Origin of the sequence: Bradyrhizobium diazoefficiens, assembly GCF_016616885.1 — a bacterium.
Classification (GTDB): domain Bacteria; phylum Pseudomonadota; class Alphaproteobacteria; order Rhizobiales; family Xanthobacteraceae; genus Bradyrhizobium; species Bradyrhizobium diazoefficiens_F.
Genome location: NZ_CP067102.1, coordinates 3,882,811 through 3,909,060 on the forward strand (window position 1 = coordinate 3,882,811; position 26,250 = coordinate 3,909,060).

A 26,250-nucleotide genomic window follows, 5' to 3' on the forward strand; every position below is an offset into this window, starting at 1 on the left:
TTCGCGTCAAGAAAACGCGTCAAAACAAGAATCTAGAGCCCCGTTCCGATTCCATCGGAACGGAAATGGCTCTAGGCCTCAGGCCACCAGCGCGATTGCGATCGGCATCGTGATCGCCGCCAAAATCGTCTGCAGCGTGATGATCTGCGCCAGCAGGGGCGCATCACCGCCCATCTGGCGGGCCAGCACATAGGCGCTCGGCGAGGTCGGCACTGCCGCGCAGATCGCGACGATCGCAAGGTTGGTACCTGACAGGCCAAACCAGACCGCGAGCGCCAGCGCGAGCACGGGCATTAGCGCCAGCTTGAACGCCACGCCGATCGTCGCGCCCATGCTCGGGCGGAGCAGGCCCTTCAGCTGGAGGCCGGCACCGGTGACGAGCAGGCCGATGGCGAGCGAGGAGCGGCCGAGCGCATCGGCAACCTCATGCCAGATCTTTGGCAGGGGCAGATGAATGACATTGATGAAGAGGCCGATCGCACAGGCCCAGATCAGGGGATTACGGATCACCGTCATGACGATCGCGCGCGCCGACTGCTTCTCGGGTGACGCGTAGTGCGCGAGCACGGCAACGCTGAACACGTTGACCAGCGGAATGATCGCGACCATGGCGACCGAGGCCAGGGCCAGGCCGACATCGCCATACAGATTGGCGGAGACGGAGAGCGCCACATAGGTCTGCCAGCGCGTCGCGCCCTGGAAGATCGAGGTGAAGGCGGGGCCGTCGATGTCGAGGCGCGACAGGGCCGGGCGGAGCGCGAGGCACAGTAGCGACATCGCGAGCGCCGACAGCAGCAGCGCACCGCCGACGCCGGCGACCGGCACTTTTGTGAGATCGGCCTTCACCAGGGTCTGGATCAAGAGCATCGGAAACAGCACGAAATAGGTCAGCCGCTCCAGCCCGTGCCATTGCGTGTCGAGCCGCATCAGGCTGTGGCGGAGCACCACGCCGAGCACGATGAGGATGAAGACCGGCAGCAGCGCCGCGATCACGACCGCCATGGATCAGCTATTCCCCGCTGCCGTGCGCAGATTGGCGAGCCGGTCGAGCGCACCCTGCAGGATGAAGATCGCGGCGTGCTCGTCGATCACCTCGGCGCGCTTGGCGCGGCTGACATCCATGCCGATCAGCTCGCGCTCGACCGCTGCGGTCGAGAGGCGCTCGTCCCACAGGCCTATGGGGAGCGTGGTCAGGTTGGCGAGATTGCGGGCAAAGGCGCGGGTCGACTGGGCGCGCGGGCCCTCGCTGCCGTCCATGTTGATGGGCAGGCCGAGCACGAAGCCGACGACCTTGCGCTCAGTGGCGATGGCGAGCAGCCGCGCCGCGTCCTGCTTGAACGCCTTGCGCTGGATCGTCTCGACACCGGTCGCAAGCCGGCGGTCCGGATTGGACACGGCAACGCCGATGGTTTTGGTGCCGAGGTCAAGCCCGATCAACCCGCCGCGTTCGGGCCAGTGGGTTGCAGCATCGATCAGGGGCAGGATAAGAGCCGGCATGGCACTAGCGCATATCATGCGTCGCGCCGCGGAGTGAACCCTGAACGATGGATGCACTGACACTATTCGGCCTGTTTGCCGTGACGGCGATGCTGGTCTGCTATGCCCTCGAAGACCGCAGCCACTGGTTCGTGCTGCTGTTCGCCGCCTCCTGTGCGCTCGGCTCGGCTTACGGCTTCCTGCAGGGGGCTTGGCCGTTCGGTCTGGTCGAGGCGATCTGGGCGTTCGTTGCGCTGCGGCGGTGGTGGATTAGGCCGCGATGATTTCCTCCTCCCTCGTCAGGCAGGACAGGAAGCCTTGAAGCGCACTGTATTGATGGCCGGCGCGGCGTTGGATGAACAGCGTTTCGACGCGGCCATGCGACGGGCTCAGCGCGTGCATCGTCACGCTGCCGGTCATCGCGCTGCGCTCGACCACCGCGCGCGGCAACAGCGTCACGCCCATGTCGGCGGCGACGCAGCCGATCATGCCGTCGAGCGTGCCGAGCTCGAAGCGCACTGCGGAGGGCCAGCCGAATTCCACAAATATCTGTTCGAGCCGCTGGCGGTAGGTGCAGCCGGTGCGAAACACCAGCGCGGTCGGGCCCGATTCCGGCGTGCCGGCGCGCAGCTCGGCGAGCGAGGACCAGCGCAGCGCGCTGACCAGCACCAGTTCTTCGCGGAACGCGCTTGTTACGGTGAGGTCAGCATGCGCGATGGGACCAGCGACGAAAGCGCCGTCCAGCGTGCCTTCGAGCACACCGGCGACGAGATCGGCGGTCGGCGACGTGCGCAGGCTCAGGCGCACGGCCGGGAAGCGGCGGTGGAAATCGGCGAGCAGCGGCGGCAGTCGCACCGCAGCCGTTGTCTCCATCGAGCCGATCGAAAGCGGCCCCTTCGGCTCGCCATCGTCGCGCGCCGCGAGCACGGCCTCGCGCGACAACGCCGTCATTCGTTGCGCGTAGGGGAGGAGGCGCTTGCCTGCGCCGGTCAGCGCCATGCCGCGGCTATGGCGCTCAAACAGCGGCGTGCCAATCTCGGCCTCCAAGGCCTTGATGCGCTGGGTGACGTTGGATTGCACCGTGTTGAGCTCTTCGGCGGCGCGGGTGATGCCGCCGGTGCGGGCGACCGCGGCAAAGGTCTGGATGTCACTTAGTTCCATGGCATCGTTTCGCTTTTGTGATGGCAGCGTTTGCAACAATTCATTTTTCGAGAATGCTAATTCCGCCTAGTGTTCCTGTCCAGAGTGGAGAACCTATGCCGATCGTCACGCCGCTGACGGAGCTTCTCGGGATCAGGCATCCGGTCCTGTCAGCGCCCATGGACACGATCGCGGGCAGCCGGCTGACCCGCGCAGTCAGCGAAGCTGGCGGCTTCGGGATCCTCGGTGGTGGCTACGGCGACCGCGTCCGACTTCAGGCTGAGGCTGCCGAGCTGAAAGGCTTTGCACCGTTCGGCATCGGCTTCATCACCTGGAGCCTGGCAAAACAACCCGAGCTTCTCGACATCGCGCTCGCCGCGCGACCACAGGCCATCATGCTGTCGTTCGGAGATCCCGCGCCGTTCGCGCCGCAGATCAAGGCAAGCGGTGCGCGATTGATCTGCCAGGTCCAGAGCGAGGACATGGCGAAACAGGCGCTCGATGCCGGTGCGGAGATTTTGGTCGCGCAGGGGACGGAGGCGGGCGGCCACGGCGCGTCGCGCACCACGGTCGATATCGTGCCTGCGATCGTCGATCTCGCAGCCGGGCGCGTGCCTGTCGTCGCGGCCGGCGGGATCGCCGATGGTCGCGGTCTGGCGGCAATGATGATGCTCGGTGCATCCGGCGTGCTGGTCGGCACGCGCTTCTGTGCAAGCGTGGAGGCCAATGGCGCTGCCGAGGCCAAGGAGCGCATTCGCACAGCCGACGGCAATGGCACCGTGCGCGGCGTCATTCCCGACTGGTCGCGGAAGCTGTTCTGGCCGGCGCCGTTCACCGCACGCACGCTGGTCAACGACCATATCAAGAGCTGGACCGGCCGTGAGATCGAGCTGATGCAGCGCGCGGACGAAGTCGCCGAGGAGTACGCCGCGGCGAAAATGGCGGGCGATTTCGAAGTCGCGGCCGTGTTTGCGGGAGAAGCAGCCGGCCTGATCCATGATATTCCACCGGCGGCCGAGATCGTCGAACGGATTGCGACTGAGGCCGAGCAACTTCTTGCCGGCCGGCGCAATTCCATCGCATCGCTCGCCTGAACCAAGAGAGACACACCATGTGGCCTGACCGTCGACTGATCGATCTCTTCAAGACCGAATTCCCGATCGTGCTGGCGCCGATGGCCGGCGTCACAGATCAGGATCTTGCGATCGCCGTCGCGGAAGGCGGAGGGCTCGGCTCGCTGGCCTGCGCGATGGTATCGCCAGAGAAGGCGCGCGATCAGGTCAACATCATGCGCCAGCGCATCGCGGCCCCGATCAACGTGAACTTCTTCTGCCACACGCCGATCGAGCTCACGGCCGAGGCCGAGGCGCGCTGGAAGCAGCGGCTCGCTGGCTATTACACCGAGCATGGCCTCGATCCCGCCGCGCCGATCAATGCGGCGAACCGCGCACCGTTCGACGCCTCTTTCTGCGAGGTCGTCGAGGAGTTGAAGCCGGAGGTCGTCAGCTTCCATTTCGGTCTGCCGGAGCCGGCGCTGCTCACGCGCGTCAAGGCGGCCGGATGTCTCGTCATCTCGTCCGCAACGACGGTGAAGGAAGCCGTCTGGCTGGAACAGCGCGGCGTCGATGCCGTCATCGCGCAAGGCGCCGAGGCCGGCGGTCACCGCGCCATGTTCCTGACCGAGAAGATCTCCGAGCAGCCCGGCACGTTTGCGCTGGTGCCGCAGGTCGCCGATGCCGTGAAGGTGCCGGTGATCGCGGCCGGTGGCATCGCCGACGCGCGCGGCATTGCTGCGGCCTTCGCGCTCGGGGCCTCCGGCGTGCAGATCGGCAGCGCTTACTTGCGCTGTCCGGAGTCCAAGGTCAGCGCGGGCGGCCGCAAGGCGCTCGCCGAGGCGCGGGACGATTCCACCGTCATCACCAACGTCATGACCGGACGCCCGGCGCGCGGTGTCCAGAACCGCCTGATGCGCGAGGCCGGCCCGATCTCCCCGGATGCGCCGCCGTTTCCCCATGCCGCAACCGCGCTGGGGCCGCTGAAGACGGCTGCCGAAAAGCAGGGCCGGGTGGATTTTACCAATCTCTGGGCTGGACAGGCCATCGCGCTCGGCCGCGAGGTCCCCGCCGCCGAATTGACCCGGGATCTTGCCAAATCGGCACTGGCCCGCATGAAGGCGCTGGCCGGCTAGGCCAGCCACGCCGGTTGCGGCGCAAAACCGGCCTCTGCTATACGGCACATGGGTTTTGCCCTGTAGGTTTTGCCGTGAGAGGCCTTATATAATGTCCGTCGACGCCGCTACCGTCCGCCGCATCGCGCATCTGGCGCGCATTGCGGTTTCCGAGGGCGAGGTTCCGCATCTGCAGGGCGAGCTCAACGCCATGCTCGCCTTTGTCGAGCAGCTCTCGGAGGTCAATGTCGAGGGCGTGGAGCCCATGACCTCGGTCACCCCGATGCAGATGAAGAAGCGGCAAGACGTGGTCAATGACGGCGAGATCGCCGACGATATCGTTGCCAACGCGCCCGCGACCGAAGGTCACTTTTTCCTGGTGCCCAAAGTCGTCGAGTAATCCTTAGGACGTGGTCCGATGTGCCTGCTATGCGACGATGAGAAGGCCTATCAGGCCTATATGAACTATCTCGACAAGATGGACCGGCAGGGCAAGGCTGCCGATCCCAACGTCGCCGTCAATGCCGTGCTCGACGAGCTCGAGGCCGCCGCGAATGCGGCCGCCAAAAAAGACGACCCGGCCAACGACAAGACCCTGTCTCCTTTCTTCTGCAGCCCGATCAATAAATGACCGATTTGACATCGCTGACGCTCGCCGAGGCCCGCAAGGGTCTCGCGGCCAAGACTTTCACGTCACTCGAGCTGACCGACGCGCATCTTTCCGCGATCGAAGCCGCGCGCGTGCTCAATGCCTTCGTCATGGAGACGCCCGATCGCGCGCGTGACATGGCGAAGGCCGTGGACGAGAAGATCGCCAAGGGCGATGCCGGTCCGCTCGCCGGCATCCCGCTCGGCATCAAGGACTTGTTCGCGACCAAGGGCGTTCGCACCACGGCGTGCTCGAAGATCCTCGGCAATTTCGTGCCGACCTATGAGTCCACCATCACCTCGCAGCTCTGGCGTGATGGCGCGGTGATGCTCGGCAAGCTCAACAATGACGAGTTCGCGATGGGCTCGGCGAACGAGACCTCGTGCTTCGGTCCCGTCGGCAATCCCTGGCGGCGTGAGGGAAGCAACACGACACTGGTGCCGGGCGGCTCGTCCGGTGGCTCGGCCTCGGCGGTGGCGGCGCTGCTCTGCATGGGCGCGACTGCGACCGACACCGGCGGCTCGATCCGCCAGCCGGCCGCGTTCACCGCGACCGTCGGCATCAAGCCGACCTATGGCCGCTGCTCGCGCTGGGGCATCGTCGCCTTTGCCTCGTCGCTCGACCAGGCCGGACCAATCGCGCGCAGCACGCGCGATGCCGCGATGCTGCTGCGCTCGATGGCCGGGCACGATCCGAAGGACACGACCTCGGTCGACATCCCCGTGCCGGATTACGAGGCCGCGATCGGCAAGTCCGTGAAGGGCATGAAGATCGGCATTCCCAAGGAGTATCGTCTCGACGGCATGCCGGCCGAGATCGAGAAACTCTGGAGCGAGGGCGCGGCGTGGTTGAAAGCGGCCGGTGCCGAGCTCGTCGAGGTGTCGCTGCCGCACACCAAATACGCGCTGCCAGCCTATTACATCGTGGCGCCGGCGGAAGCCTCCTCCAACCTCGCGCGCTACGACGGCGTCCGCTATGGCCTGCGCGAGCAGGGCAGGAACATCATCGAGCAGTACGAGAACACCCGCGCCGAAGGATTTGGCGCCGAGGTGCGCCGCCGCGTCATGATCGGCACCTACGTGCTCTCGGCCGGCTATTACGACGCCTATTACCTGCGCGCCCAGAAGGTGCGCACGCTGATCAAGAAGGACTTTGAGGATTGCTTCGCCAAGGGCGTCAACGCGATCCTGACCCCGGCGACGCCGTCGGCTGCCTTCGGCATCGGCGAGAAGGGCGGCGCCGACCCCGTCGAGATGTATCTCAACGACATCTTCACGGTGACCGTGAACATGGCGGGCCTGCCGGGCATCGCGGTGCCCGCCGGCAAGGACCGCCAAGGCCTCCCGCTCGGCCTGCAGCTGATCGGCCGTCCCTTCGAGGAGGAGACGCTGTTCTCGCTCGGCGAGGTGATCGAACAGGCCGCCGGCCGCTTCACGCCCGCGAGGTGGTGGTGAATGTCGCTGATTTCATCGCGAGCCTCGACGGCGCGGCGCCCGCGCCGGACCTGACCGCGCCGCTTGCCGGTCTCTGGTGGGCCGCGAAAGGCGACTGGGACCAGGCGCACAGGATCGTCCAGGACGACCAGGGCCGCGACGCCGCTTGGGTGCACGCCTATCTGCATCGCGTCGAAGGCGATCTCGGCAATGCCGGCTATTGGTATCGCCAGGCCGGCCAGCCCGCGGCAAAGGATTCATTGGAAGCGGAGTGGGAGCGGATCGCTACCACGCTGCTCGGGAGCAGGACATGAGCACGGCCACGCACAAGCTTCTCAAGGGCGCCACCGGTGATTGGGAGATGGTCATCGGTATGGAAATCCATGCCCAGGTGACGTCGAACTCGAAACTGTTCTCGGGCGCGTCGACCACGTTCGGTGGCGAGCCGAACAGCCACGTGTCGCTGGTCGATGCCGCAATGCCGGGCATGCTGCCCGTTATCAACGAGGAATGCGTCAGGCAGGCTGTCCGGACCGGGCTCGGCCTCAACGCAAAGATCAATCTGCGTTCGGTGTTCGATCGCAAGAACTATTTCTATCCGGACTCGCCGCAGGGCTATCAGATCAGCCAATACAAGTCGCCGGTCGTGGGCGAGGGCGAGGTGCTGGTCGAACTCGACGGCGGCCGCAGCGTCACCATCGGCATCGAGCGGCTGCATCTGGAGCAGGATGCCGGTAAGCTAATGCACGACCAGTCGCCGACCATGTCCTATGTCGACCTCAACCGCTGCGGCGTGGCGCTGATGGAGATCGTCTCAAAGCCTGATATCCGCGATGCCGAGCAGGCCAAGGCCTATGTGACCAAGCTGCGCTCGATCCTGCGCTATCTCGGCACCTGCGACGGCGACATGGAGAAGGGAAGCTTGCGCGCCGACGTCAACGTCTCCGTGCGCAAGCCGGGCGCGCCGCTCGGCACCCGCTGCGAGATCAAGAACATGAACTCGATCAACTTCATCGGCCAGGCGATCGAGTACGAAGCGCGCCGCCAGATCGAAATCCTCGAGAATGGTGGCCAGATCGATCAGGAGACGCGGCTCTACGACCCCAACAAGGGCGAGACGCGCTCGATGCGCTCGAAGGAAGAGGCGCATGACTACCGCTACTTCCCTGATCCGGATTTGCTGCCGCTGGAGTTCTCGCAAAGCTTCGTCGACGCGCTGAAGGCTGAGCTCCCCGAGCTGCCGGACCAGAAGAAGACGCGCTTTGTCGCCGACTTCGGCCTGTCGGCCTATGATGCGAGCGTGCTTGTTGCCGAGCGCGAGAGCGCGGTGTTCTATGAAACGGTGCTCGATAGGCTCGCCAACCGCGCCCGCGACGGCAAGATGGCGGCGAACTGGGTGATCAACGAGCTGTTCGGCCGTCTCAACAAGGAAGGCCGGGATATTGCGGGCTCGCCGGTGTCATCTGAGCAGCTCGCTGCGATCATCGACCTGATCGGCGAGGGCACGATCTCCGGCAAGATCGCCAAGGATCTGTTCGAGATCGTCTGGCAGGAGGGCGGCGACCCTCGTGCGCTGGTCGAAAGCCGCGGCATGAAGCAGGTCACGGATCTTTCGGCGATCGAAAAGGTTGTCGACGACATCATCGCGGCCAATCCCGACAAGGCCGCGCAGGTGAAGGACAAGCCGCAGTCGCTCGGATGGTTCGTCGGCCAGGTGATGAAGTCATCCGGCGGCAAGGCGAACCCGCAGAGCGTCAACGACCTGCTCAAGTCCAAGCTCGGCATCTGACGTCACGCGTTCGGACGAGACGGTGAGACGCTCGCCGTCTCCTCGCGCGGCGTCGAGACGGGACGCGCGCACGCATCGCAGACAGTAGACTTCATCCCGCTGAGGTCACGATGCAGATGCGAATCGCGGTGGCGCGATTCGCGCAAAACCGCGACTTGCACACGCCCTGACGAGCGCTTCCGCCGTTAAGCATGAAAATAATTTCGTTGCCAAAATTCGCGACTCAGAGTCCGCGACTCGCCTCCACGACGTCATCGCGCGCCTTGCGGCGCGCGTCATCGCACTGATCGCGCGTGATGTACGCGCGCAGAAAAATACTTGCTGCATAGGGTATTCTTGCAATCGCCGCTGTTGTCGAGATCAATGCTGCGAGAAGCATTTGCAATCGCAGACGCGTGTCTCTGCGTGTCGGCAAATCAAGTGCGGCTGGCGCACGCGCGCTGCGCCGTCAACACTTCCTTAAGTGAGAAGATGTTTTTTTCGTCGTGTTGGTGTATTCGGGGTGAGTGCATTCGATCCCCGAATGCGCGCAGCAATTAAGCCATCTCACACATCGGAGGGCAACATGGCCAAGAAAGCAAAGAAGGCGAAGAAGGCGAAGAAGGCGAAGAGCGCAGTGAAGAAGACTGCGAAGAAGACCCGCAAGGTCGCCAAGAAGAAGTAACTTCGCTTCTGAAGTTGCCGGCTCCTAGAGAGCCGGCACGTCATCAGCGCCTCCTAGAGGTTCTGGTCGACGATAGAGGGTGTCGGCGAGACATCAGGTCAACGGTCGGATCGTCAGCTTTCACGAGCCCGCTCGTCAAAGTCCGGTCCGGCAGAGGAAACAAGTTTTCTTCGTTCGGTGCGGCTCCTTGAATAAGGGCTCCGCAATTCCACAGACGGCCTTCGGGCCAATTTGGAATCTGATCCTGACGTGTTCGCCGACGCCCTCGTTCCCTGAGGCCGGGGTATTGCCGGCATTCCTTTCCCGACATTGTTGATCTGACCGCGGCGCAGTCATCCTGCGCTGTCGCGTTGCCGTGTCCGTGCTGCCTTGAGGCAGGCGAGGGGGCGGCGAAGTTTCGTTGCCGCGATGCTGGTTACTCAGGCGCAATGCCAGGCCATCGGCCCGACGCCGGGTCTCGACCTCCGTGTCCTGCCGGCATGACGGCCGGGGGTTAGCGTTCGCAGCGCGAGGCGATCCTGCGACCCGTCCACCGCCGCCGCTCCCACAAATTGTAACCGCAGGACACGTGCTACCGCGCGCGATGGTTATCGATGTCCGAAAATCCCAAGGTAAACCGAATCTGACGAATCGCAGAAGTGCCTGCAAGACAGAGGTTTTTTGAACTTCCCGCGGGCGTGGCGCGCGCTGGCGTTTACGTCTGCTTCATCGCGATACTTAAACTGCCATTCAAATTTGACCGCCATCATCGCCTCCAACAAGCCGGCAAACGACTTGGGCAAAAAGACTTGGACAAGAAGGCTCGGGCAAGAAGCCTCTGGGATGAGTTGAACGGCGCGCGATCCAGAAGGATCACGCAAATCAGAGTTGGACGGGAGCCGCGCTCGGGGGAACGAGGCGGCATAAGAAAAAGGGGATGCGTTATGTTTCAGGGTACTTTCGATCTCGATGCGGCAACGCCGATCGATGCAAGCGCGCTGTCCGACGTTCTGTTCGAGCGTGGGATCTATTGGGCGAGCGGCCGCTCGGGCCTGGTCGACCTCGTCGCCGCGCACAAATGGTTCAACCTCGCAGCCCTGAAGGGCCGCAAGGACGCCGTCGCGCTGCGCCAGGAAGTGGCCGGCCAGATGTCCGAGGCCGAGATTTCGGCCGCGCAGCGTGACGCGAGGGCGTGGGTGTCCGCGCACTGAATTGTGAAACGCATCCGGCCCCGCGGTTTCACGGGGCGATCTGGTTGCGCTGAATCAAGTTCCCGCGTCGTGCCGCCAATTAGACCCACGCGGCATGAGCGATCCCGACAAGAATGCTCAGGACGAAGTCCGTGGCTGCCGATTCAGATCGCGCCCGACGATTGCGATCTGGAACTCGGACGGCCGCACAAGACCGGCATTCTGCCGCTGACGTTTCCGTGCCGGCGCTTGGGCGGGCGTCTGGTTCAATGTCTGGGCAGGCGAGGCGGTGCTGATCTCGCCCTCGCATTGGCGGATCTGGCGATCCCGCATCTAGACGTGCGCACACATATATAAGGAGGCGCGAATCGGGCCGAAGTCAGCCGCGCGAATCCTCGCGCCAGGCTTTCGCAGCCGTGCGGCGATCGCTTTTCAGATGAACAGACCTGGATTCTGCTGAGCGGCCCGAGACATAGGTGACAAAACGTACCGGACACATGGGTTACACTTTCCGCTTTTGTTCTGCGGGAGGTGTGGATGCCGTGGAAAGCGAGTTCGGTGATGGAGGAGCGCCTGCGGTTTGTTGCCCGGCTGTTGGATGGCGAGGCAATGACGGACGTATGCCGGGATTTCGGCATATCGCGGAAGACCGGCTACAAGATCTTTGGTCGGTACAAGGAGCACGGGCTTGAGGCCCTGACGGACCGGTCGCGGCGGCCGGTCCGCTACGCCAACCAGCTGCCGCAGCAGCTCGAAAGCCTGATCGTACGCCTGAAAACCGAGAAGCCACATTGGGGAGCCCGCAAAATCCGCGAGCTCCTGGTCCGGCGGCTGGATGGTGACGTCAGGGTGCCGGCCAAGAGCACCATCCATGCCGTGCTCGACCGCCAGGGCCTGGTCAAGCGCGCCCGTGAACGGAAGACCCCGGCGCAGGGCACGCGGTTGTCGGCCGCGGTTGCGCCCAATGACCTCTGGTGCGCCGACTTCAAGGGCGAGTTCAAGCTCGGCAATGGGCGCTATTGCTACCCACTCACCGTGACCGATCAGGCTTCGCGGTTCTTGCTCATGTGCGAAGCTCTGGAGTCGACGCGAGAGGAACTGGCAGTTACGGCGTTCGAGCGGCTGTTTGCCGAACGCGGGCTGCCGCTGTCGATCCGCTCCGACAATGGCGTACCGTTCGCCAGCCCCAATGCGCTGTTCAACCTGTCAAGGCTCTCGGTCTGGTGGCTTCGTCTCGGCATCGCCATCGAACGCATCAAGCCTGGCCATCCGCAGCAGAATGGCCGTCACGAGCGCATGCACCTGACGCTGAAGAAGGAGGCGACCCGGCCGCCAGGCTCGAATATTCTGCAACAACAAGACCGCTTCGATGCCTTCGTTCACGAATTCAACACGGAAAGACCGCACGAGGCGCTCGACATGAAGTGTCCGGCGGAATTGTATGCGGCTTCACCGCGCCACTATGACGGCTTGCCCGAACTGTCCTATCCATTCCATGACCGCGACGTCCTCGTCACGGCCTGCGGACGGCTCTGCCTGCATCGCAAGAGGATCAACATCTCGAGCGTGCTGGCCGGCCAGAAGCTCGGCATCAAGGAAGTCGACGATGGCATTTGGCTCGTCAGCTTCATGCACTACGATCTGGGATACTTCGACCTCGAGCAAAAGACCTTGCAACCCCTCGACAATCCATTCGGCCCGAAGCCCGTCACCGATGTTCCCGGTACGACATTGTCGCTCTGACCGAGATGCACTCTTGCTCATTCTTGGCATGGCAGCCACCGGCTTGGCCGCGCTGAGCCGTCAACCCCCGAAGCCCCGTAGGGGGCGCGCCCTTGGCGCGCGGGCTTGACGGCGAAAGTGCGGGCCGAGCAATAATGGCCATGCCAACGAATGCGTGGAGTGAGTGACCCTGCAACCCTTCGACAACCCGTTCGGCACGAGGTTGTCACCCATGTCTTAGGTACGACCTGTTACCTATGTCTCCGGGCTGGACATGCCGCTGGGTGGCGGAGAGGGAGGGATTCGAACCCTCGATACAGCTTGAGACCGTATGACGCTTTAGCAAAGCGTTGCCTTCAGCCACTCGGCCACCTCTCCGGTGCGAGCCTTATGCATCTAATTGCTTGGGCCGGTCAATTTGGAAGCGTGTGTTTTCGCTCGAATATTCCCAACGATTTCCGCCAGCCCAGGGTGTCCGCCCTGATTCCCCGATCTCCCCGGGCGGCTGCGGCCTGATAGGCGGCCTTATAGAATGTCTGTGGCACGCACGCTGGTGCCTCCTGGACTGCACCTGCTCCGCCAGGGATCAGTGATCGTTACGGGCGCAATACACCCCGTTGAGCGCTTGTGCCGATTCTACGATTCGGGCCCTTCAGAACCGCGAATGTGCGTAAGTCGGCGCACCAGCCGCCAGACCGGGAACCCCCCGGGGCAAATGGAACGACAAAAAAACATCAATAATAACAATATGTTACAGGCCTAGCGCGATCACATCTGCGTGTTATTTGTGCAACACCCGCCGGAAAACACACTCCATAGGCCCGCTTCGGAGCGTTCTCTTGTTGTGTGTGCAAGGACGTTCGGTAATTGTGATCGGGCGACGGAGGGGGGCATCCCAAGGTCGTCCCGTTTAGGTCTTTCGCTTAAGTCCCTCGCGTTCATGCGGGTGTGTCCGAAGACGCGAAGGCGGCCAAGGCGGTGATTTAAAGGGGGTTGGGGAATTGGCCATTCGGGTCAGTGACCTTCCCTGAAGAGCAACTTGGAGGTTTAACATGAAGTTGGTTAAGAGCCTTTTGCTCGGCTCAGCGGCGGGTCTCATCGCCGTGGGCGGAGCGCAGGCAGCCGATCTCCCCGTGAAGGCCAAAGCGGTCGAATACGTGAAGATCTGCTCCCTGTACGGTGCGGGTTTCTACTACATCCCGGGCACCGACACCTGCATCAAGCTGGGTGGTTACCTGCGCGCTGACGCAGTCCTCGGCGGCTCCGGCGACTATGGTTTCAATAACAGCACGGCGACTGTGAACGGCGGTTCGAACAACCGTCTGACCAACTACTACTACACCCGCGCTCGTATGGACCTCAACGTCGATACCCGCACGGCGACCGAATACGGTGTGGTTCGTACCTACGCTGATATGATCTTCAGCTATGATACGTCCAACGTCACCGCCGCCTCGGGTGGCACGGCGTTCTCGACCGGCAACCCCTCGCTCGGTCTCTACCATGCGTTCATCCAGTTCGCTGGCTTCACCATGGGCCGCACGGTCTCGATCTTCGACGCCCCGTGGCAGAGCTATCCGGCTGGCGGTCCCGACTCCATTCCGGGCGGCTCCAACCACGTCACCGGTGTGAACCAGTTCGCTTATACCGCTGACTTCGGCCAGGGCATCACCGGCTCGCTGGCGTTGGAAGAAGATACGACGCTGACCTCCGGTCAGTCGAACCTCTTTAACACCAGTGGTTTCGCGGCCTCCAGTGCTCTCAGCGGCGCCGGCGCGATTGTGACGACTTCTGCTGCTGCAAACGCTGGTGCCGCCCTCATCCAGGGTCTGTATGGCACCAACGATTGGGGTGGAACGCGCTCGCCGGATATCATCGGTGCGGTTCGTGTCGACCAGGCTTGGGGTCTTGCCCAGTTCTCGGTTGCCGCAAAAGATCTGCATGCCGGCTACTACGGCTCAACGGAACCCACCGGTCATCCCTCCGACAAGTGGGGTTGGGCTGTGCAGGGATCGTTGTCGATCAAGAACATCCCGACTGGTGCGGGTGACTCGATCAACTTGCAGGCCGTCTACACCGACGGTGCAACCAAGTACAACTTCCAGACCCTGTTCCCGCAGAACTTCTTCATGTTCAGCGGCTCTGGCGTTGGCGCGTATCAGAGCGTCGGTTTCGCCGGCCTGGCTGACGGCGTCTTCGGAGCTGGTACCGGCATCGATACCGTCAAGACCTGGGGCTTCCGCGGTGGCTATACCCACAACTGGAGCCCGAACTGGGTGAGCGCCATCTACGGTGGCTATGCTCAGCTGAAGTACGGCACCACGGGCAAGGCCCTGATCTGCGCGAACTTCACCGCAGCTTTTGGTGCCGCCACTGCGACTTGCAACCCGGACTTCAACTTCGGCGTGATCGGTGTCAACACCGTCTGGACCCCGGTCAAGAACCTGGCGTTCACCGCGGACCTGAGCTATTCGCGTCTGGACCAGAAGTACTCCGGCACGATCGCTGCTCCGGCCAGCCCCAACGGTTGGGCTGCCAACGCCAAGCCGGGCGCTGTGTATGAGCTGAAGGATCAGAACTCGCTCACTCTGCTCCTCCGCGCTCAGCGCACCTTCTAAGATCGATTTATCGATCAACTGAGAGCCCCCGGCGGGAAACCGCCGGGGGCTCTTGCTTTTGAGCGATACGATGCTGGCCTTGTGACGCACAAGTCATCGCATCGGCAGGCCCGATAGGTCTGAGCCGTGCAGCGCCCAAACGCCGGCCAGTGATTGGATATGCCCTTGGTTCGATGCGCTCCCGGCCATCGAAAACGGATAGGCGCAGTGCCCGAGATGGACACGGGCCGACGGCGGCGCTGGTCCGGGGATCAGTAGCTCAAGATCGTCCTGGAGTTTACAGGCGCCGCATCAAGTCGCGGTAACAGTGCGATGGCATGGCGTTTCGCGCTCATTGCGGCTGCGATGGCGACGGTCGTTTCGGCCTGAGGCGCACACGCCTGTTTATCGCGAGAGCAGCCTCTTACACGCGCGAGAGAGAAGGTCGCTATTCCACGCTGCCGGCGCCGCGGCGCAAATCAGCCTCGATCTGCAAGCGCGTGCCGCCGCCGAAGCGGGCGCGGTAGACCTGGAGATTCTCCATGATCCGCTGCACGTAGTTGCGCGTCTCCGAGAACGGGATCAGCTCGACCCAGTCGACGGCGTCGACCTTGGCGTCGCGCGGGTCACCGTAGCGGTCGATCCACTTCTTCACGCTGCCGCGGCCGGCGTTGTAGGCCGCGAAGGTCATGATGTAGGAGCCGCGATAATCCTCGAGCAAGCCGCCGAGCTCGGCCGCCCCGAGCGTGGCGTTGTAGGACGAATCGTTCTTCAGCCGTGAGAGGTCGTAGGTCGCGCCATGCCGTTTGCAGACGTAACGCGCGGCGTCCGGCGTCACCTGCATCAGGCCATAGGCCTGCGCCGGCGAGACCACTGAGGGGTTGAATGCACTTTCCTGTCGCGCGATCGCGTAGACGATGCTGCGCTCGACCCCGGGACCGATCTGCGTGAATTGTGGGATGCCGTTGACGGGATAGGCGTAGAAATCGAACGGCAGGCCGCGATTGAGCGCGGCCTTGCCGACCAGCAGCATGCCCCGCGCGTCGCTGTAGCGCTGGGTCAGCTCGCCGAGGCCGGCCAGCGCCTCGGGATCGCCGTTCTCGCCCATGTCGGCGAGCATCGGCACGGCGAGCTCGCGCTCGTCGAGCTCGTAGAGCAATTGTGCCGCGCGCACGATCTCCAGCCGTTCGGCGCCGCGGCCGCGTGGCTGGCTGTTCAGCTCGATCTGCGGCAGCCCGAGTTTTGCGCGCGCGAGCTGGCCGTAATAGCTGGTGGATTGCTCGGCGGCGCGGGCATAGGCGTTGCGCGCCTCCTGCTGGCGACCGGCGGCCTCGGCCGCGCGGCCCTGCCAGTAACCGGCACGCGCCAGCGTGGTCGGATTGACGCTGCCGACGCCGATGCGGGCAAAGTGCTGGGCGGCTGCCGTGGGATCGTTGAGGAAGCGTAGCGCGATCCAGCCCGCCGTGAATTCCTGCTCGGTCTTGTAGATGTCGCGCGAGGGAAGCGCCGCATCGCGCGCGATCAGATAGGCGCTGCGGAATTCCTCGGTGTCGATCATCTTGCGCGCCAGCAGGCGCCGCTCGATCCACCATTCGTCGAGATTGTAGAGCCGGCCCGGATCCTTCGGCGCCGACAGCATGAGCTGGGCGGCTTCGGCAAACTTCTCCTCGCGGCGTAGCAGCTGGATCTTGCTGAAGATGAAGCCGGGATCGCTGTGCAGCTCGCGCGGCACCTCTTCGAGCAGCGCGCGCGTGTTCGGCGCCTTCCTGAAGGAGGCGATGCGGGCCTTGGCAAGTGCGACATAGCCGGCGCCGAGCCGTTTTGCCGCGCGCAGTGCCGCCTCGTGCTCGCTGCCATAGAGCAACGTGTCCATCCGCGCCTTCTGGTCGCCCGGCGTGAGCAAGGCGCCGAACTGGTCGAGCGCGTTGTTCTCGGTATCCTCCGACATCGGATCGCTGCGCCAGGCTTCGCGCACGAGGCGCTCGGCATTGGCGCGGTCGCCGCGCGCCAGCATCGCCTTGGCAAGCACGAAGCGGCCCTTGGCCGAAACAGGGGATTCGTTCTCGAACCACGACCAGCCAACGGAATCGTCGCGCCTGTCGTCCCACATCGCAGCTTCGAGGCGCCGGCGCAGGAAGGTCTGCGACGGCCAGCTCGGATTGGCCGAGAGGAAGGCGCGGTAGCGCTCGACGCTCGCGCCATTGTCCTCGCTACGGAGGATGATCCATTCCGCGAGCTTTCGCGCAACGGGGTCCGAAATCGAATCTGCGTAACTGCTGGCGTCGCCCGCCTTGCGCTTGCGCACCAGCTCGATGACGTTCTCGAGCGTGTCCTTGTCGGCTTGTGACGTCGACGAGGTCGCAGCGACCGCGGCCGGCATGACCGGCTTGCGCGGCGCGGCGTGCTGGCGGGTCGCAGGTGCCAGCACCGGCGTTGCGACCGGTCTGGCGGAGGCGGGAGCCGGAGCGGAAGGTCTGACGGTGGCCGTCACGGCCGGTGGGGTTTGGGAGGCCGGAGCGTTGGCGGCCGGTCGTGCTTTTGGCGCGGAGGCGGCGGCAGCGGGATTCGGCTTGTCCTTCGCAGCATCCTTGCCGGCAGGTTTCTTCGTCGCATCCTTCGCGGGGGCGGGAGTTGCTCCCTTGGTCGCGCCCTTGGCTGGTTCTTTGCCTGCTTCCTTTTTGCCTGCGTCCTTGGCCGATCCTTTAGCGGCTCCCTTCGCTGCGTCCTTAGCGGGTTGCTTGGTCGCTGGTTGGGCGGCTGGCTTTGCAGCTCCCTTTGCAGTTCCCTTGGTAGCTGGCTTGGCGGGTTCCTTTACGGTGTCCTCGACCGTCTCATTGGACTTCGCCAGGGCGACGCAGCCGATCGACAGGCCAGCCATCAGGCATAGGGCCAGACCGGCGGATCGCCATGCGGCACGAGGAAAGGAGGTCACGGAGGTTCGTCGCCCCGAATCAGTCAATTGGCTCAAGACCTATCTGTACAAGATCTGGCTGTATTTGATTGAATATGCGGACAAAATACCAACAGCCGCCTACCTTCGCCGGGTTTGCACCATCACCGCGGCAAAATCGCGGCTTAAACGGTGCGTCGCACGGATGCGGCCCTTTTACCGGCGGGATAGACCCGATAAGAATGGGGCTTGCTCTAAAATCTCGCCGCGTACGGAGGAAGTCCATGGCAGCCAAGACGAAATTCCGGGGGTCGTTCACCGCCTTGGTCACGCCGTTCAAGAATGGCTCGCTGGACGAGGCGGCGTTCCGCTCCCTGGTCAACTGGCAGATTTCCGAGGGCACCAACGGCCTGGTCCCGGTCGGCACCACCGGCGAGAGCCCGACGCTGAGCCATGACGAGCACAAGAAGGTCGTCGAATGGTGCATCGAGGAGGCCAAGGGCCGCGTGCCCGTGATCGCCGGCGCCGGCTCCAACTCCACCAAGGAAGCCATCGAGCTGGCCCAGCATGCCGAGAAGGCGGGTGCCAACGCCGTGCTGGTGGTGACGCCGTATTACAACAAGCCGACGCAAGAGGGCATGTACCAGCACTTCAAGGCGATCAACGATGCGATTGGGATTCCGATCATCATCTACAACATCCCGCCGCGCTCGGTGATCGACATGTCGGTCGACACCATGAAGCGGCTGTGGGAGCTGAAGAACATCGCGGGCGTCAAGGACGCCACCGCCAGCATGGTGCGCGTGTCGCAGCAGCGCGCGGCGCTCGGCGAAGATTTCAACCAGCTCTCGGGTGAGGACGCCACCATCATCGGCTACATGGCGCATGGTGGCCATGGCTGCATCTCGGTGACCTCGAACGTCGCGCCGCGTCTGTGCGCCGAGTTCCACGCAGCCTGGCAGAAGGGCGACGCCAAGGCGGCGCTCGCGATCCACGACAAGCTGATGCCGCTGCACAACAACCTCTTCATCGAGAGCAATCCGGCCCCGATCAAGTACGCGATGTCGCTGCTCGGTAAATTCGACGAGACGCTGCGGCTGCCGATGGTGCCCGTGTCCGAGCCGACCCGCGCTGCCGTGCGCAGCGCCATGGTGCATGCAGGTCTGATCAACTGAGATTTGGGGATTCGCGCTGGGCAATCCGGTGCGTGACACCGAAGAAAGGGGACGGACATGCTGAAGGAATTTCGCGAATTCGCGATGAAGGGCAACGTCGTCGATCTCGCCGTTGCGGTCATCATCGGCGCCGCTTTCGGCGCCATCGTGACGTCGATGGTCAACGACATCATCATGCCGATCATTGGCGCAGTCACCGGCGGCCTGGATTTCTCCAACTATTTCGTCGGACTCTCCAAAAACGTCACGCAGACCAATCTCGCCGACGCCAAAAAGCAGGGTGCGGTGCTGGCCTATGGCAGCTTCTTCACCTTGGTCATGAACTTTGTCATCGTTGCTTTCGTACTGTTCTTGGTGATCCGCACCATGAACCAGTTCAAGCGCAAGGAAGAGGTCAAGCCCGCGGAACCGCCGAAGCCGTCGGCCGAGGTCGAGCTGCTGACTGAGATCCGCGACCTCCTCAAGAAGTCTTGACGCGCGCGCTTCATCCAAACTGTTAGCGTCTGCACGTATCTCGATCAGGTTTTGCTGCCCGGATTTTGTAGGTCATGGCCGATAAGAACGAACGTCCTATCAAGGTCATGGCGGAAAATCGCAAGGCCCGCTTCAACTATGCGATCGAGGACACGGTCGAGGCGGGCATTGCGCTGACCGGAACCGAGGTGAAGTCGATCCGCAACGGCAAGAGCACGATTGCGGAATCCTACGCCGACTCCAAAGACGGCGAGATCTGGCTGATCAACGCCACCATTCCGGAATACCTCCAGGGCAACCGCTTCAACCACGAGCCCAAGCGGCCGCGGAAGCTGCTGCTGCACCGCCGGCAGATCAACAAGCTGATGGGCGCGGTCGACCGCGAGGGCATGACGCTGATCCCGCTCAAGCTCTACTTCAATGAGCGCGGGCGGGCCAAGGTGCAGCTCGCGGTTGCAAAAGGCAAGAAGCTGCACGATAAGCGCGAGTCCGAGAAGAAGCGCGACTGGAGCCGGGAGAAGGGCCGGCTGATGCGGGCGAGGGGGTAGCGAGATGAATCAGAGAAACCTGCTAGAGGTCGATTGGAGCCAGATTCCCGCACCCGCCGACGACGGCGGCGCCGCGCACCTGACCGGCCTGACGCTGCCCGCGATCAGCCTGCTCGCAACTGACGATACGTCAGTGACGCTGTCGGCGCTCTCCGGTCGCACCGTGGTGTTCGCTTATCCGCGCACCGGCGAGCCCGGCAAGATCGCGCTGGTCGATGATTGGGACCTGATCCCGGGCGCGCGCGGCTGCACGCCGCAGACCTGCGCGTTCCGCGATCTGTTCGCCGAGTTGAAGGCCGCCGGCGCCTCACACGTGTTCGGTCTCTCGACCCAGAGCAACGAATACCAGACCGAGATGGCGTCGCGGCTGCATCTGCCGTTCCCGGTGCTCTCGGACGAGAAATTGGCGCTCACGCGTGCCCTCAATCTGCCGACCATGGAGGTCGCGGGCCTGACGCTGATCAAGCGCCTGGCGTTGATCATCGACGATGCCAAAATCGCGCATGTGTTCTACCCGGTGTTCCCGCCCGACCGGAACGCCGGCGATGTGCTGGACTGGCTGAAGGCCAATCCCGCCAAAGGCTAGTCCAACGCTAGTTGAAGGGCTAATCGAGCTCGGCCTTCACCTTCGCGAACACGCTGCGGAACATGTCCGGCGTCAGCACGCCAGTGTTCGTGTTGTAGCGCGAGCAGTGATAGCTGTCGTAGAGCTTGAACGCGCCGGCCTGGTGCACCGCGCCGTGGCCGAAGGGGGCTTGCGAGGCCTTCAGGTTCAGCGGCTTGAGCACCGTGTCGTGCGCAATCCGTCCGAGCGCGACGATCGCGCGCAGCTTCGGCATCGTCGCGAGGTTCGCCGCGAGAAACTGGCGGCAGGTGTTGATCTCGACCGGCAGCGGCTTGTTCTGCGGCGGAACGCAATGCACGGCATTGGCGATCCGGCAGTCGACCAGCTTCAGGCCGTCGTCGGGCCGGGCCTGATAGGTGCCCTTGGCAAAGCCGTATTCGAGCAGCGTGGCGTAGAGCAGGTCGCCGGCATAGTCGCCGGTGAACGGCCGGCCTGTGCGGTTGGCGCCCTGCATCCCCGGCGCGAGACCGACGATCAGGAGGCGCGCCGTGATGTCGCCGAACGGCGGGACCGGAGCGTTGTGCCACAGCGGCTCGCGCGCGCGGTTCGCCTCGCGAAAGGCGACCAGGCGCGGGCAGACCGGACAGTCACGGTCGGGAACGAGGGTGGGGGCCTGGCGGCTAGACCGGACCGCCTCACTCCTCGAAGTCGTCATCGCCCCTCGGCGCCATCGTGGTCGCGCGCTGGAGGAACTGCGGAGCGTGGTGGCGCGCCTCGCGATCGCGCGGGGCGGGGCGCTCAGACGGGTCGCGGCCAAGCTTGGACTGCAGCTCGACGAGGTCGGTGAAGACGTCGGCCTGGCGGCGCAGCTCGTCGGCGATCATCGGCGGCTGGCTGGCGATGGTGGAGATCACCGTGACCCGCACGCCGCGGCGCTGTACGGCCTCGACCAGCGAGCGGAAGTCACCGTCGCCTGAGAACAGCACCATCTGGTCGATGTGCTCGGCAAGCTCCATGGCATCGACGGCAAGCTCGATGTCCATGTTGCCCTTGACCTTGCGGCGGCCGGAGGCGTCGATGAACTCCTTCGTCGCCTTGGTGACGACGGTGTAGCCGTTATAGTCGAGCCAGTCGATCAGCGGACGGATCGAGGAATACTCCTGATCCTCGATGATCGCTGTGTAGTAGAACGCTCGCAGCAGCGTCCCGCGGCTCTGAAACTCCTTCAGAAGGCGCTTGTAATCGATGTCGAAGCCGAGAGTTTTCGCCGTGGCGTAAAGATTGGCCCCGTCGATGAAGAGCGCGATCTTGTTGGTAGGGGAAGGTGACATTCAGTTTGCTCGCGTAGTGTTCGTGATCATTCGTTTATTGTTGGCGCGGCGGCAGCAAGCCGCGCAGTTCAAAGTCCTGCCGAAACCCGTCGAAACCGCAAATCCGGAGAAGTCGGGGCAATCAAGGTATAGTTATGGCGGACTCTCATACACCCGGCGCTGCCCTCAATGGCAGCCCGGCAAACCACCCACCCCAGCCCTAATGTGGAGGTAGCAGAGGCGTTTGGCGAGGCCAAATTACAAATTTGCCTTGCGAAACCGGTCTGGCCCCTATAACTAGCCCCAATCATCCACATATTTCGTCCCACCCACAACGGAGCGACAGTCTATGGCTCGCGTCACCGTAGAAGATTGTATCGACAAGGTCGACAACCGGTTTGACCTGGTCCTGCTGGCCGCCCACCGTGCCCGCATGATTTCGTCCGGTTCACAACTAACGGTTGACCGCGATAACGACAAGAACCCTGTTGTATCTTTGCGCGAGATTGCCGACGAGACCATCTCGCCGGAAGACCTCCGCGAGGAGCTGGTGCACTCCCTCCAGAAGTTCGTCGAGGTTGACGAGCCCGAGCCGGACACGGTGCCGTTGATCGGTTCCGCCGGCGCCAGCGTCGATGCCGACGATACCGAGGTCGCTGTGGAGCGCATGACCGAAGAGGAGCTCCTGAAGGGCCTCGAAGGCCTCGCGCCGCCGGAAGAGCAGCCCGAGGAGGACGAGTAGTCGTCCTATCGCGATCGTCGACTTCTTGTGATCTTATCAGAGGCCCGAACCCGTGTTCGGGCCTTTGCTTTTGTTGGCGTTTTCGTGGTTACCATAGCGTTGCCGGTTCGTGCCGCGCGCCTGTCACCGAATTGACCGGCCGTGTCCGCGATCAGGGCTTAGGATGTATGCAACGGGCCGTTTCATGGTCCGTTTGAAGGCAGGACGGCATGGTTTATCGACGCCGCGGACCCACGCAGATGCAGGCCGCAACCGAATCGGTTGCCGTAGCCCCGACTGCGCCGGTGGCAAGGCCATCGAAGCCGCGCGCGCGCATGATGCGTCAATATGACCTCGTCGAACGCGTCCGGTCGTACAATCCGAACACCAACGAAGACCTGCTGAACCGCGCCTATGTCTACGCCATGAAGGCGCACGGCTCGCAGACCCGCGCCTCCGGCGATCCGTATTTCTCGCACCCGCTGGAAGTGGCAGCGATTCTCACCGACTTGAAGCTCGACGACGCGACCATCGTCGCCGCGCTGCTGCACGACACGATCGAGGACACCGAGGCGACGCGGGCGGAGATCGACCAGCTGTTCGGCCCCGAGATCGGTGCGCTGGTCGAGGGCCTGACCAAGCTGAAGCGGCTCGAGCTGGTGTCGCGCGAGGCCAAGCAGGCCGAGAACCTGCGCAAATTGTTGCTGGCCATTGCCGACGATGTCCGCGTGCTCTTGGTCAAGCTCGCCGACCGCCTGCACAACATGCGCACGCTCGACTTCGTGCCGACGGAATCGCGCCGGCGCATTGCCGAGGAGACGCTCGACATCTACGCGCCATTGGCAGGGCGCATGGGCATGCAGGAAATGCGTGAGGAGCTGGAGGATTTGTCCTTCCGCACCCTCGATCCCGAAGCCTATTCGGTGGTGATGCAGCGGCTCGATGCGCTCGCCGAGCGCAATCGCAACCTGATCGGCGAGATCGAAGACCAGCTCTCCAACAATCTGCGCCACAGGGGTCTCGGCGCGCGGGTCTATGGCCGCCGCAAGAAGCCGTTTTCGATCTGGACCAAGATGGAGCGCAAGTCGGTCGGCTTCGAGCAATTGTCCGACATCTTCGGCTTCCGTGTCGTCGTCAACGACATCGAGGCCTGCTATCGCGCGCTCGGCATCGTCCACACCACCTGGCCGGTCGTGCCGGGGCGTTTCAAGGACTACATCTCGACGCCGAAGCAGAATGACTACCGCTCGATCCATACCACCGTGATCGGCCCCGGCAACCAGCGCGTCGAGCTCCAGATCCGCACCGAGGCGATGGACCAGATCGCCGAGCGCGGCATCGCCGCGCACGTCTTCTACAAGGAAGGCGTGGGCTCGCCGACCGAATTCCTCAAGCGCGAGTCCAACGCGTTCGCCTGGCTGCGTCACACTATCGGTATCCTCTCGGAGAGCGCCAACCCCGAGGAATTCCTCGAGCACACCAAGCTCGAGCTGTTCCACGACCAGGTGTTCTGCTTCACGCCGAAGGGCAAGCTGATCGCGCTGCCGCGCCATGCCAATGTGATCGACTTCGCCTATGCCGTGCATACCGACGTCGGCAACAGCGCGGTCGGTTGCAAGATCAACGGCCAGTTCGCGCCACTGTCCTCGGAGCTTCAGAACGGCGACGAGGTCGAGGTGCTGACCTCGGAAGCCCAGTCGGCGCCGCCCTCGGCTTGGGAAACGCTGGCGGTCACCGGCAAGGCGCGCGCCGCGATCCGGCGCGCAACGCGCACCGCGGTGCGCGATCAATATGCCGGTCTCGGCCGGCGTATCGTCGAGCGCCTGTTCGAGCGCGCCAAGATCGAATACGCCGATGACAAGCTCAAGGGCGCGCTGCCGCGGCTGGCGCGCACCTCGATCGAGGACGTCATGGCTGCGGTCGGCCGGGGCGAGATCAAGGCGTCTCACGTCGCGCGCGCGATGTATCCCGACTACAAGGAGGAACGCGTTGCGCGCTACGGCGTCAAGAAGGGGCTCGCCGCCAAGCTCAAGGAGAAGGCGCTGGAGCCGTCGCGCAGCCCGGTGGCGATCCCCATTGGCGGAATCAATTCCGACCTGCCGGTGAAGTTCGCGCCGAACGGCGGTGCGGTGCCGGGCGATCGCATCGTTGGCATCGTCACGCCGGGCGAGGGGATCACGATCTATCCGATCCAGTCGCCGGCGCTGAAGGATTTCGAGGAGGAGCCGGAACGCTGGCTCGACGTCCGCTGGGACATCGAGGACTCCGCGCCGCAGCGCTTCCCGGCGCGCATCAAGGTCGAGAACGTCAACGAGCCCGGCGCACTGGCGCAGATCGCGACCGTGATTGCCGAGCACGACGGCAACATCGACAATATCAGCATGCAGCGCCGCTCACCCGACTTCACGGAGACGACGATCGATCTCGAAGTCTACGATCTCAAGCATTTGAGCGCGATCCTGGCCCAGCTGCGCGCCAAGGCGGTCGTTGCCAAAGTCGAACGTGTTAATGGATAGGCGTCTGTCGCAGTCGCCTGTTTCTCCGATCTCGTGAGTCCTGAAATGCCCGCATCTCCGCTCCGCCTCGGCGTCAATATCGACCATGTCGCGACCGTCCGTAATGCACGCGGCGGCCGCCATCCCGATCCGGTCCGCGCCGCGCTGCTTGCGATCGAGGCCGGTGCCGACGGCATCACCGCGCATCTGCGTGAAGACCGCCGTCACATCCGTGACGAGGACATGGCGCGGCTGAAGGCGGAGATCTCCAAGCCGTTGAATTTCGAGATGGCGGCGACCGACGACATGATGCGCATCTCGCTCGCCACCAAGCCGCATGCGGTGTGCCTGGTGCCGGAGCGGCGCCAGGAGGTGACGACCGAGGGCGGGCTCGACGTGGTCGGTCAGCACCATGCGCTCGCGCCCTATATCGCGCGGCTGAACGATGCCGGCATTCGCGTCTCGCTGTTCATTGCCGCGGACCCCGCGCAGATCGAGATGGCGGCGCGGCTGCACGCGCCCGTGATCGAGATCCACACCGGCGCCTGGTGCGACGCCGTGGTCGACGGCCACACCGACAAGGCCGAGGCCGAATGGCAGCGGATCGTGGCGGGCGTGAAGGTCGCGAAGGACGCAGGCCTCGAGGTCCATGCCGGCCACGGGCTCGACTACGCGACGGCAGAGAAGATCGCCGCGCTGCCAGAAATCATGGAGCTCAACATCGGCTACTACATGATCGGCGAGGCGCTGTTCGTTGGTCTTGCCGAGACGGTACGAAAGATGCGTGCGGCGATGGATACCGGGCGGAGCCGGGCATGATCATCGGCATCGGCTCCGACCTGATCGACATCACCCGGGTCGGCAAGGTGATGGAGCGGCACGGCGAGCGCTTCCTCGACCGCATCTTCACCGCGGCCGAGCGCGCCAAGGCGGAGCGGCGGGCCAAGAACGAGAAGATGGTGGTGGCGACCTACGCCAAGCGCTTTGCCGCCAAGGAGGCCTGCTCCAAGGCACTCGGCACCGGCATCAGGCACGGCGTCTGGTGGCGCGACATGGGGGTGGTCAACCTGCCGGGCGGAAAACCGTCGATGCGGCTGACCGGGGGAGCGCTGGCCCGGCTCCAGGCCCTGACGCCGGAGGGATTCGAGGCCCAGATCGATCTGTCGATCACCGACGACTGGCCGTTGGCGCAGGCCTTCGTGATCATTTCCGCCGTGCCGCGGGTCCAGCCCTGAAAGTTTGCGGGTCATTTTATAATTCGCGTTA

General features: G+C 63.8%; 25 protein-coding genes and 1 tRNA gene. 19 read left to right on the top strand and 7 right to left on the bottom strand.

Annotation, left to right across the window (positions count from 1 at the left end):
• Positions 1-78: 78 nt before the first annotated feature.
• Both JJC00_RS17910 and ruvX read right to left on the bottom strand, forming a co-directional pair.
• Positions 79-1,002 (bottom strand): AEC family transporter, encoded by a 924-nt coding sequence (locus JJC00_RS17910; protein ID WP_200473794.1) that lies wholly within the window; start codon positions 1,000-1,002, stop codon positions 79-81.
• 3 nt (positions 1,003-1,005) lie between these two features.
• Positions 1,006-1,497, bottom strand: coding sequence for a Holliday junction resolvase RuvX (gene ruvX, locus JJC00_RS17915; RefSeq protein WP_200473795.1), 492 nt, complete (start codon positions 1,495-1,497; stop codon positions 1,006-1,008).
• A gap of 47 nt (positions 1,498-1,544) precedes the next feature.
• Between ruvX and JJC00_RS17920 the strand changes: the two genes are divergently transcribed.
• Positions 1,545-1,760, top strand: a complete 216-nt coding sequence (locus JJC00_RS17920; protein ID WP_128966660.1) for a hypothetical protein — start codon at positions 1,545-1,547, stop codon at positions 1,758-1,760.
• Here JJC00_RS17920 and JJC00_RS17925 read toward each other — a convergent pair.
• On the bottom strand, positions 1,747-2,637 hold the full coding sequence (locus JJC00_RS17925; RefSeq protein ID WP_200473796.1) for a LysR family transcriptional regulator: 891 nt from the start codon (positions 2,635-2,637) through the stop codon (positions 1,747-1,749). The genes JJC00_RS17920 and JJC00_RS17925 overlap by 14 nt on opposite strands.
• A 95-nt stretch (positions 2,638-2,732) precedes the next feature.
• On the opposite strand from JJC00_RS17925, the gene JJC00_RS17930 reads away from it, so the two are divergent.
• From JJC00_RS17930 to JJC00_RS17970, 9 genes are all read left to right on the top strand, one after another.
• Positions 2,733-3,710 carry an NAD(P)H-dependent flavin oxidoreductase gene (locus JJC00_RS17930; protein ID WP_246774249.1) on the top strand — a complete coding sequence of 326 codons (978 nt, stop codon included), beginning with the start codon at positions 2,733-2,735 and terminating at the stop codon, positions 3,708-3,710.
• Between the two features lie 17 nt (positions 3,711-3,727).
• The gene (locus tag JJC00_RS17935; RefSeq protein WP_200473798.1) at positions 3,728-4,804 is read left to right on the top strand and encodes an NAD(P)H-dependent flavin oxidoreductase; all 1,077 of its coding nucleotides are present in this window, start codon (positions 3,728-3,730) and stop codon (positions 4,802-4,804) included.
• Between the two features lie 91 nt (positions 4,805-4,895).
• Entirely contained in the window at positions 4,896-5,183 is a 288-nt protein-coding gene (gene gatC, locus JJC00_RS17940; protein ID WP_007611211.1) for an Asp-tRNA(Asn)/Glu-tRNA(Gln) amidotransferase subunit GatC, read from the top strand.
• A gap of 18 nt (positions 5,184-5,201) precedes the next feature.
• Positions 5,202-5,414 (top strand): hypothetical protein, encoded by a 213-nt coding sequence (locus JJC00_RS17945; RefSeq protein ID WP_200473799.1) that lies wholly within the window; start codon positions 5,202-5,204, stop codon positions 5,412-5,414.
• Positions 5,411-6,886: an Asp-tRNA(Asn)/Glu-tRNA(Gln) amidotransferase subunit GatA gene (gene gatA / locus JJC00_RS17950; protein WP_200473800.1), complete on the top strand. Its 1,476-nt coding sequence runs from the start codon at positions 5,411-5,413 to the stop codon at positions 6,884-6,886. Before JJC00_RS17945 ends, gatA begins: the two co-directional genes overlap by 4 nt.
• A complete protein-coding gene (locus tag JJC00_RS17955) occupies positions 6,877-7,179 on the top strand; it encodes a hypothetical protein (RefSeq protein WP_200473801.1) in 303 nt (100 codons plus the stop codon). Before gatA ends, JJC00_RS17955 begins: the two co-directional genes overlap by 10 nt.
• Entirely contained in the window at positions 7,176-8,654 is a 1,479-nt protein-coding gene (gene gatB / locus JJC00_RS17960; protein WP_200473802.1) for an Asp-tRNA(Asn)/Glu-tRNA(Gln) amidotransferase subunit GatB, read from the top strand. Before JJC00_RS17955 ends, gatB begins: the two co-directional genes overlap by 4 nt.
• 1,587 nt (positions 8,655-10,241) lie before the next feature.
• Positions 10,242-10,508 (top strand): hypothetical protein, encoded by a 267-nt coding sequence (locus JJC00_RS17965; RefSeq protein ID WP_200473803.1) that lies wholly within the window; start codon positions 10,242-10,244, stop codon positions 10,506-10,508.
• A gap of 516 nt (positions 10,509-11,024) precedes the next feature.
• Entirely contained in the window at positions 11,025-12,230 is a 1,206-nt protein-coding gene (locus JJC00_RS17970; protein WP_200469653.1) for an IS481 family transposase, read from the top strand.
• A gap of 264 nt (positions 12,231-12,494) precedes the next feature.
• On the opposite strand, the gene JJC00_RS17975 is transcribed toward JJC00_RS17970, so the two are convergent.
• Positions 12,495-12,587: transfer RNA gene (locus JJC00_RS17975), tRNA-Ser, on the bottom strand.
• A gap of 674 nt (positions 12,588-13,261) precedes the next feature.
• Between JJC00_RS17975 and JJC00_RS17980 the strand changes: the two genes are divergently transcribed.
• Positions 13,262-14,827 (top strand): porin, encoded by a 1,566-nt coding sequence (locus JJC00_RS17980; RefSeq protein ID WP_200473804.1) that lies wholly within the window; start codon positions 13,262-13,264, stop codon positions 14,825-14,827.
• Between the two features lie 427 nt (positions 14,828-15,254).
• Here the strand turns inward: JJC00_RS17980 and JJC00_RS17985 are convergent, their stop codons facing one another.
• The gene (locus JJC00_RS17985) at positions 15,255-17,684 is read right to left on the bottom strand and encodes a lytic transglycosylase domain-containing protein (RefSeq protein WP_200473805.1); all 2,430 of its coding nucleotides are present in this window, start codon (positions 17,682-17,684) and stop codon (positions 15,255-15,257) included.
• Positions 17,685-17,980: 296 nt separating this feature from the next.
• Between JJC00_RS17985 and dapA the strand changes: the two genes are divergently transcribed.
• The 4 genes from dapA to JJC00_RS18005 all read left to right on the top strand — a co-directional run bounded on the left by dapA (position 17,981) and on the right by JJC00_RS18005 (position 20,479).
• Positions 17,981-18,871 (top strand): 4-hydroxy-tetrahydrodipicolinate synthase, encoded by an 891-nt coding sequence (gene dapA / locus JJC00_RS17990; protein WP_200473806.1) that lies wholly within the window; start codon positions 17,981-17,983, stop codon positions 18,869-18,871.
• Positions 18,872-18,928: 57 nt separating this feature from the next.
• A complete protein-coding gene (gene mscL / locus JJC00_RS17995) occupies positions 18,929-19,345 on the top strand; it encodes a large conductance mechanosensitive channel protein MscL (RefSeq protein WP_200473807.1) in 417 nt (138 codons plus the stop codon).
• A gap of 74 nt (positions 19,346-19,419) precedes the next feature.
• On the top strand, positions 19,420-19,893 hold the full coding sequence (smpB, locus tag JJC00_RS18000; protein ID WP_200473808.1) for an SsrA-binding protein SmpB: 474 nt from the start codon (positions 19,420-19,422) through the stop codon (positions 19,891-19,893).
• A 4-nt stretch (positions 19,894-19,897) separates the two neighbouring features.
• A complete protein-coding gene (locus tag JJC00_RS18005; protein ID WP_200473809.1) occupies positions 19,898-20,479 on the top strand; it encodes a peroxiredoxin in 582 nt (193 codons plus the stop codon).
• Between the two features lie 19 nt (positions 20,480-20,498).
• On the opposite strand, the gene JJC00_RS18010 is transcribed toward JJC00_RS18005, so the two are convergent.
• Both JJC00_RS18010 and JJC00_RS18015 read right to left on the bottom strand, forming a co-directional pair.
• Entirely contained in the window at positions 20,499-21,173 is a 675-nt protein-coding gene (locus tag JJC00_RS18010; RefSeq protein ID WP_200473810.1) for a uracil-DNA glycosylase, read from the bottom strand.
• Positions 21,154-21,789: an NYN domain-containing protein gene (locus JJC00_RS18015; protein ID WP_200473811.1), complete on the bottom strand. Its 636-nt coding sequence runs from the start codon at positions 21,787-21,789 to the stop codon at positions 21,154-21,156. Before JJC00_RS18015 ends, JJC00_RS18010 begins: the two co-directional genes overlap by 20 nt.
• A gap of 328 nt (positions 21,790-22,117) precedes the next feature.
• Between JJC00_RS18015 and rpoZ the strand changes: the two genes are divergently transcribed.
• From rpoZ to acpS, 4 genes are all read left to right on the top strand, one after another.
• The gene (rpoZ, locus tag JJC00_RS18020) at positions 22,118-22,510 is read left to right on the top strand and encodes a DNA-directed RNA polymerase subunit omega (RefSeq protein ID WP_014494742.1); all 393 of its coding nucleotides are present in this window, start codon (positions 22,118-22,120) and stop codon (positions 22,508-22,510) included.
• A 209-nt stretch (positions 22,511-22,719) separates the two neighbouring features.
• A complete protein-coding gene (locus JJC00_RS18025; RefSeq protein ID WP_200473812.1) occupies positions 22,720-25,005 on the top strand; it encodes a RelA/SpoT family protein in 2,286 nt (761 codons plus the stop codon).
• A 45-nt stretch (positions 25,006-25,050) separates the two neighbouring features.
• Complete coding sequence (locus JJC00_RS18030) at positions 25,051-25,803, top strand: pyridoxine 5'-phosphate synthase (RefSeq protein WP_200473813.1); 753 nt, start codon at positions 25,051-25,053, stop codon at positions 25,801-25,803.
• Positions 25,800-26,219 carry a holo-ACP synthase gene (acpS, locus tag JJC00_RS18035; protein ID WP_200473814.1) on the top strand — a complete coding sequence of 140 codons (420 nt, stop codon included), beginning with the start codon at positions 25,800-25,802 and terminating at the stop codon, positions 26,217-26,219. Before JJC00_RS18030 ends, acpS begins: the two co-directional genes overlap by 4 nt.
• Positions 26,220-26,250 lie beyond the last annotated feature (31 nt).

Coding starts and splice junctions, on each gene's coding strand:
- smpB (WP_200473808.1), top strand. CDS start 19,420: ATGGCCGATAAGAACGAACGTCCTATCAAGGTCATGGCGGAAAATCGC.
- dapA (WP_200473806.1), top strand. CDS start 17,981: ATGGCAGCCAAGACGAAATTCCGGGGGTCGTTCACCGCCTTGGTCACG.
- JJC00_RS17945 (WP_200473799.1), top strand. CDS start 5,202: ATGTGCCTGCTATGCGACGATGAGAAGGCCTATCAGGCCTATATGAAC.
- JJC00_RS18005 (WP_200473809.1), top strand. CDS start 19,898: ATGAATCAGAGAAACCTGCTAGAGGTCGATTGGAGCCAGATTCCCGCA.
- ruvX (WP_200473795.1), bottom strand. CDS start 1,497: ATGCCGGCTCTTATCCTGCCCCTGATCGATGCTGCAACCCACTGGCCC.
- JJC00_RS18030 (WP_200473813.1), top strand. CDS start 25,051: ATGCCCGCATCTCCGCTCCGCCTCGGCGTCAATATCGACCATGTCGCG.
- JJC00_RS18015 (WP_200473811.1), bottom strand. CDS start 21,789: ATGTCACCTTCCCCTACCAACAAGATCGCGCTCTTCATCGACGGGGCC.
- acpS (WP_200473814.1), top strand. CDS start 25,800: ATGATCATCGGCATCGGCTCCGACCTGATCGACATCACCCGGGTCGGC.
- JJC00_RS17930 (WP_246774249.1), top strand. CDS start 2,733: ATGCCGATCGTCACGCCGCTGACGGAGCTTCTCGGGATCAGGCATCCG.
- JJC00_RS17980 (WP_200473804.1), top strand. CDS start 13,262: ATGAAGTTGGTTAAGAGCCTTTTGCTCGGCTCAGCGGCGGGTCTCATC.
- gatC (WP_007611211.1), top strand. CDS start 4,896: ATGTCCGTCGACGCCGCTACCGTCCGCCGCATCGCGCATCTGGCGCGC.
- mscL (WP_200473807.1), top strand. CDS start 18,929: ATGCTGAAGGAATTTCGCGAATTCGCGATGAAGGGCAACGTCGTCGAT.
- JJC00_RS17965 (WP_200473803.1), top strand. CDS start 10,242: ATGTTTCAGGGTACTTTCGATCTCGATGCGGCAACGCCGATCGATGCA.
- JJC00_RS17985 (WP_200473805.1), bottom strand. CDS start 17,684: ATGGCTGGCCTGTCGATCGGCTGCGTCGCCCTGGCGAAGTCCAATGAG.
- JJC00_RS18025 (WP_200473812.1), top strand. CDS start 22,720: ATGGTTTATCGACGCCGCGGACCCACGCAGATGCAGGCCGCAACCGAA.
- JJC00_RS17935 (WP_200473798.1), top strand. CDS start 3,728: ATGTGGCCTGACCGTCGACTGATCGATCTCTTCAAGACCGAATTCCCG.
- JJC00_RS17925 (WP_200473796.1), bottom strand. CDS start 2,637: ATGGAACTAAGTGACATCCAGACCTTTGCCGCGGTCGCCCGCACCGGC.
- JJC00_RS18010 (WP_200473810.1), bottom strand. CDS start 21,173: ATGACGACTTCGAGGAGTGAGGCGGTCCGGTCTAGCCGCCAGGCCCCC.
- JJC00_RS17920 (WP_128966660.1), top strand. CDS start 1,545: ATGGATGCACTGACACTATTCGGCCTGTTTGCCGTGACGGCGATGCTG.
- JJC00_RS17910 (WP_200473794.1), bottom strand. CDS start 1,002: ATGGCGGTCGTGATCGCGGCGCTGCTGCCGGTCTTCATCCTCATCGTG.
- rpoZ (WP_014494742.1), top strand. CDS start 22,118: ATGGCTCGCGTCACCGTAGAAGATTGTATCGACAAGGTCGACAACCGG.
- gatA (WP_200473800.1), top strand. CDS start 5,411: ATGACCGATTTGACATCGCTGACGCTCGCCGAGGCCCGCAAGGGTCTC.
- JJC00_RS17970 (WP_200469653.1), top strand. CDS start 11,025: ATGCCGTGGAAAGCGAGTTCGGTGATGGAGGAGCGCCTGCGGTTTGTT.
- gatB (WP_200473802.1), top strand. CDS start 7,176: ATGAGCACGGCCACGCACAAGCTTCTCAAGGGCGCCACCGGTGATTGG.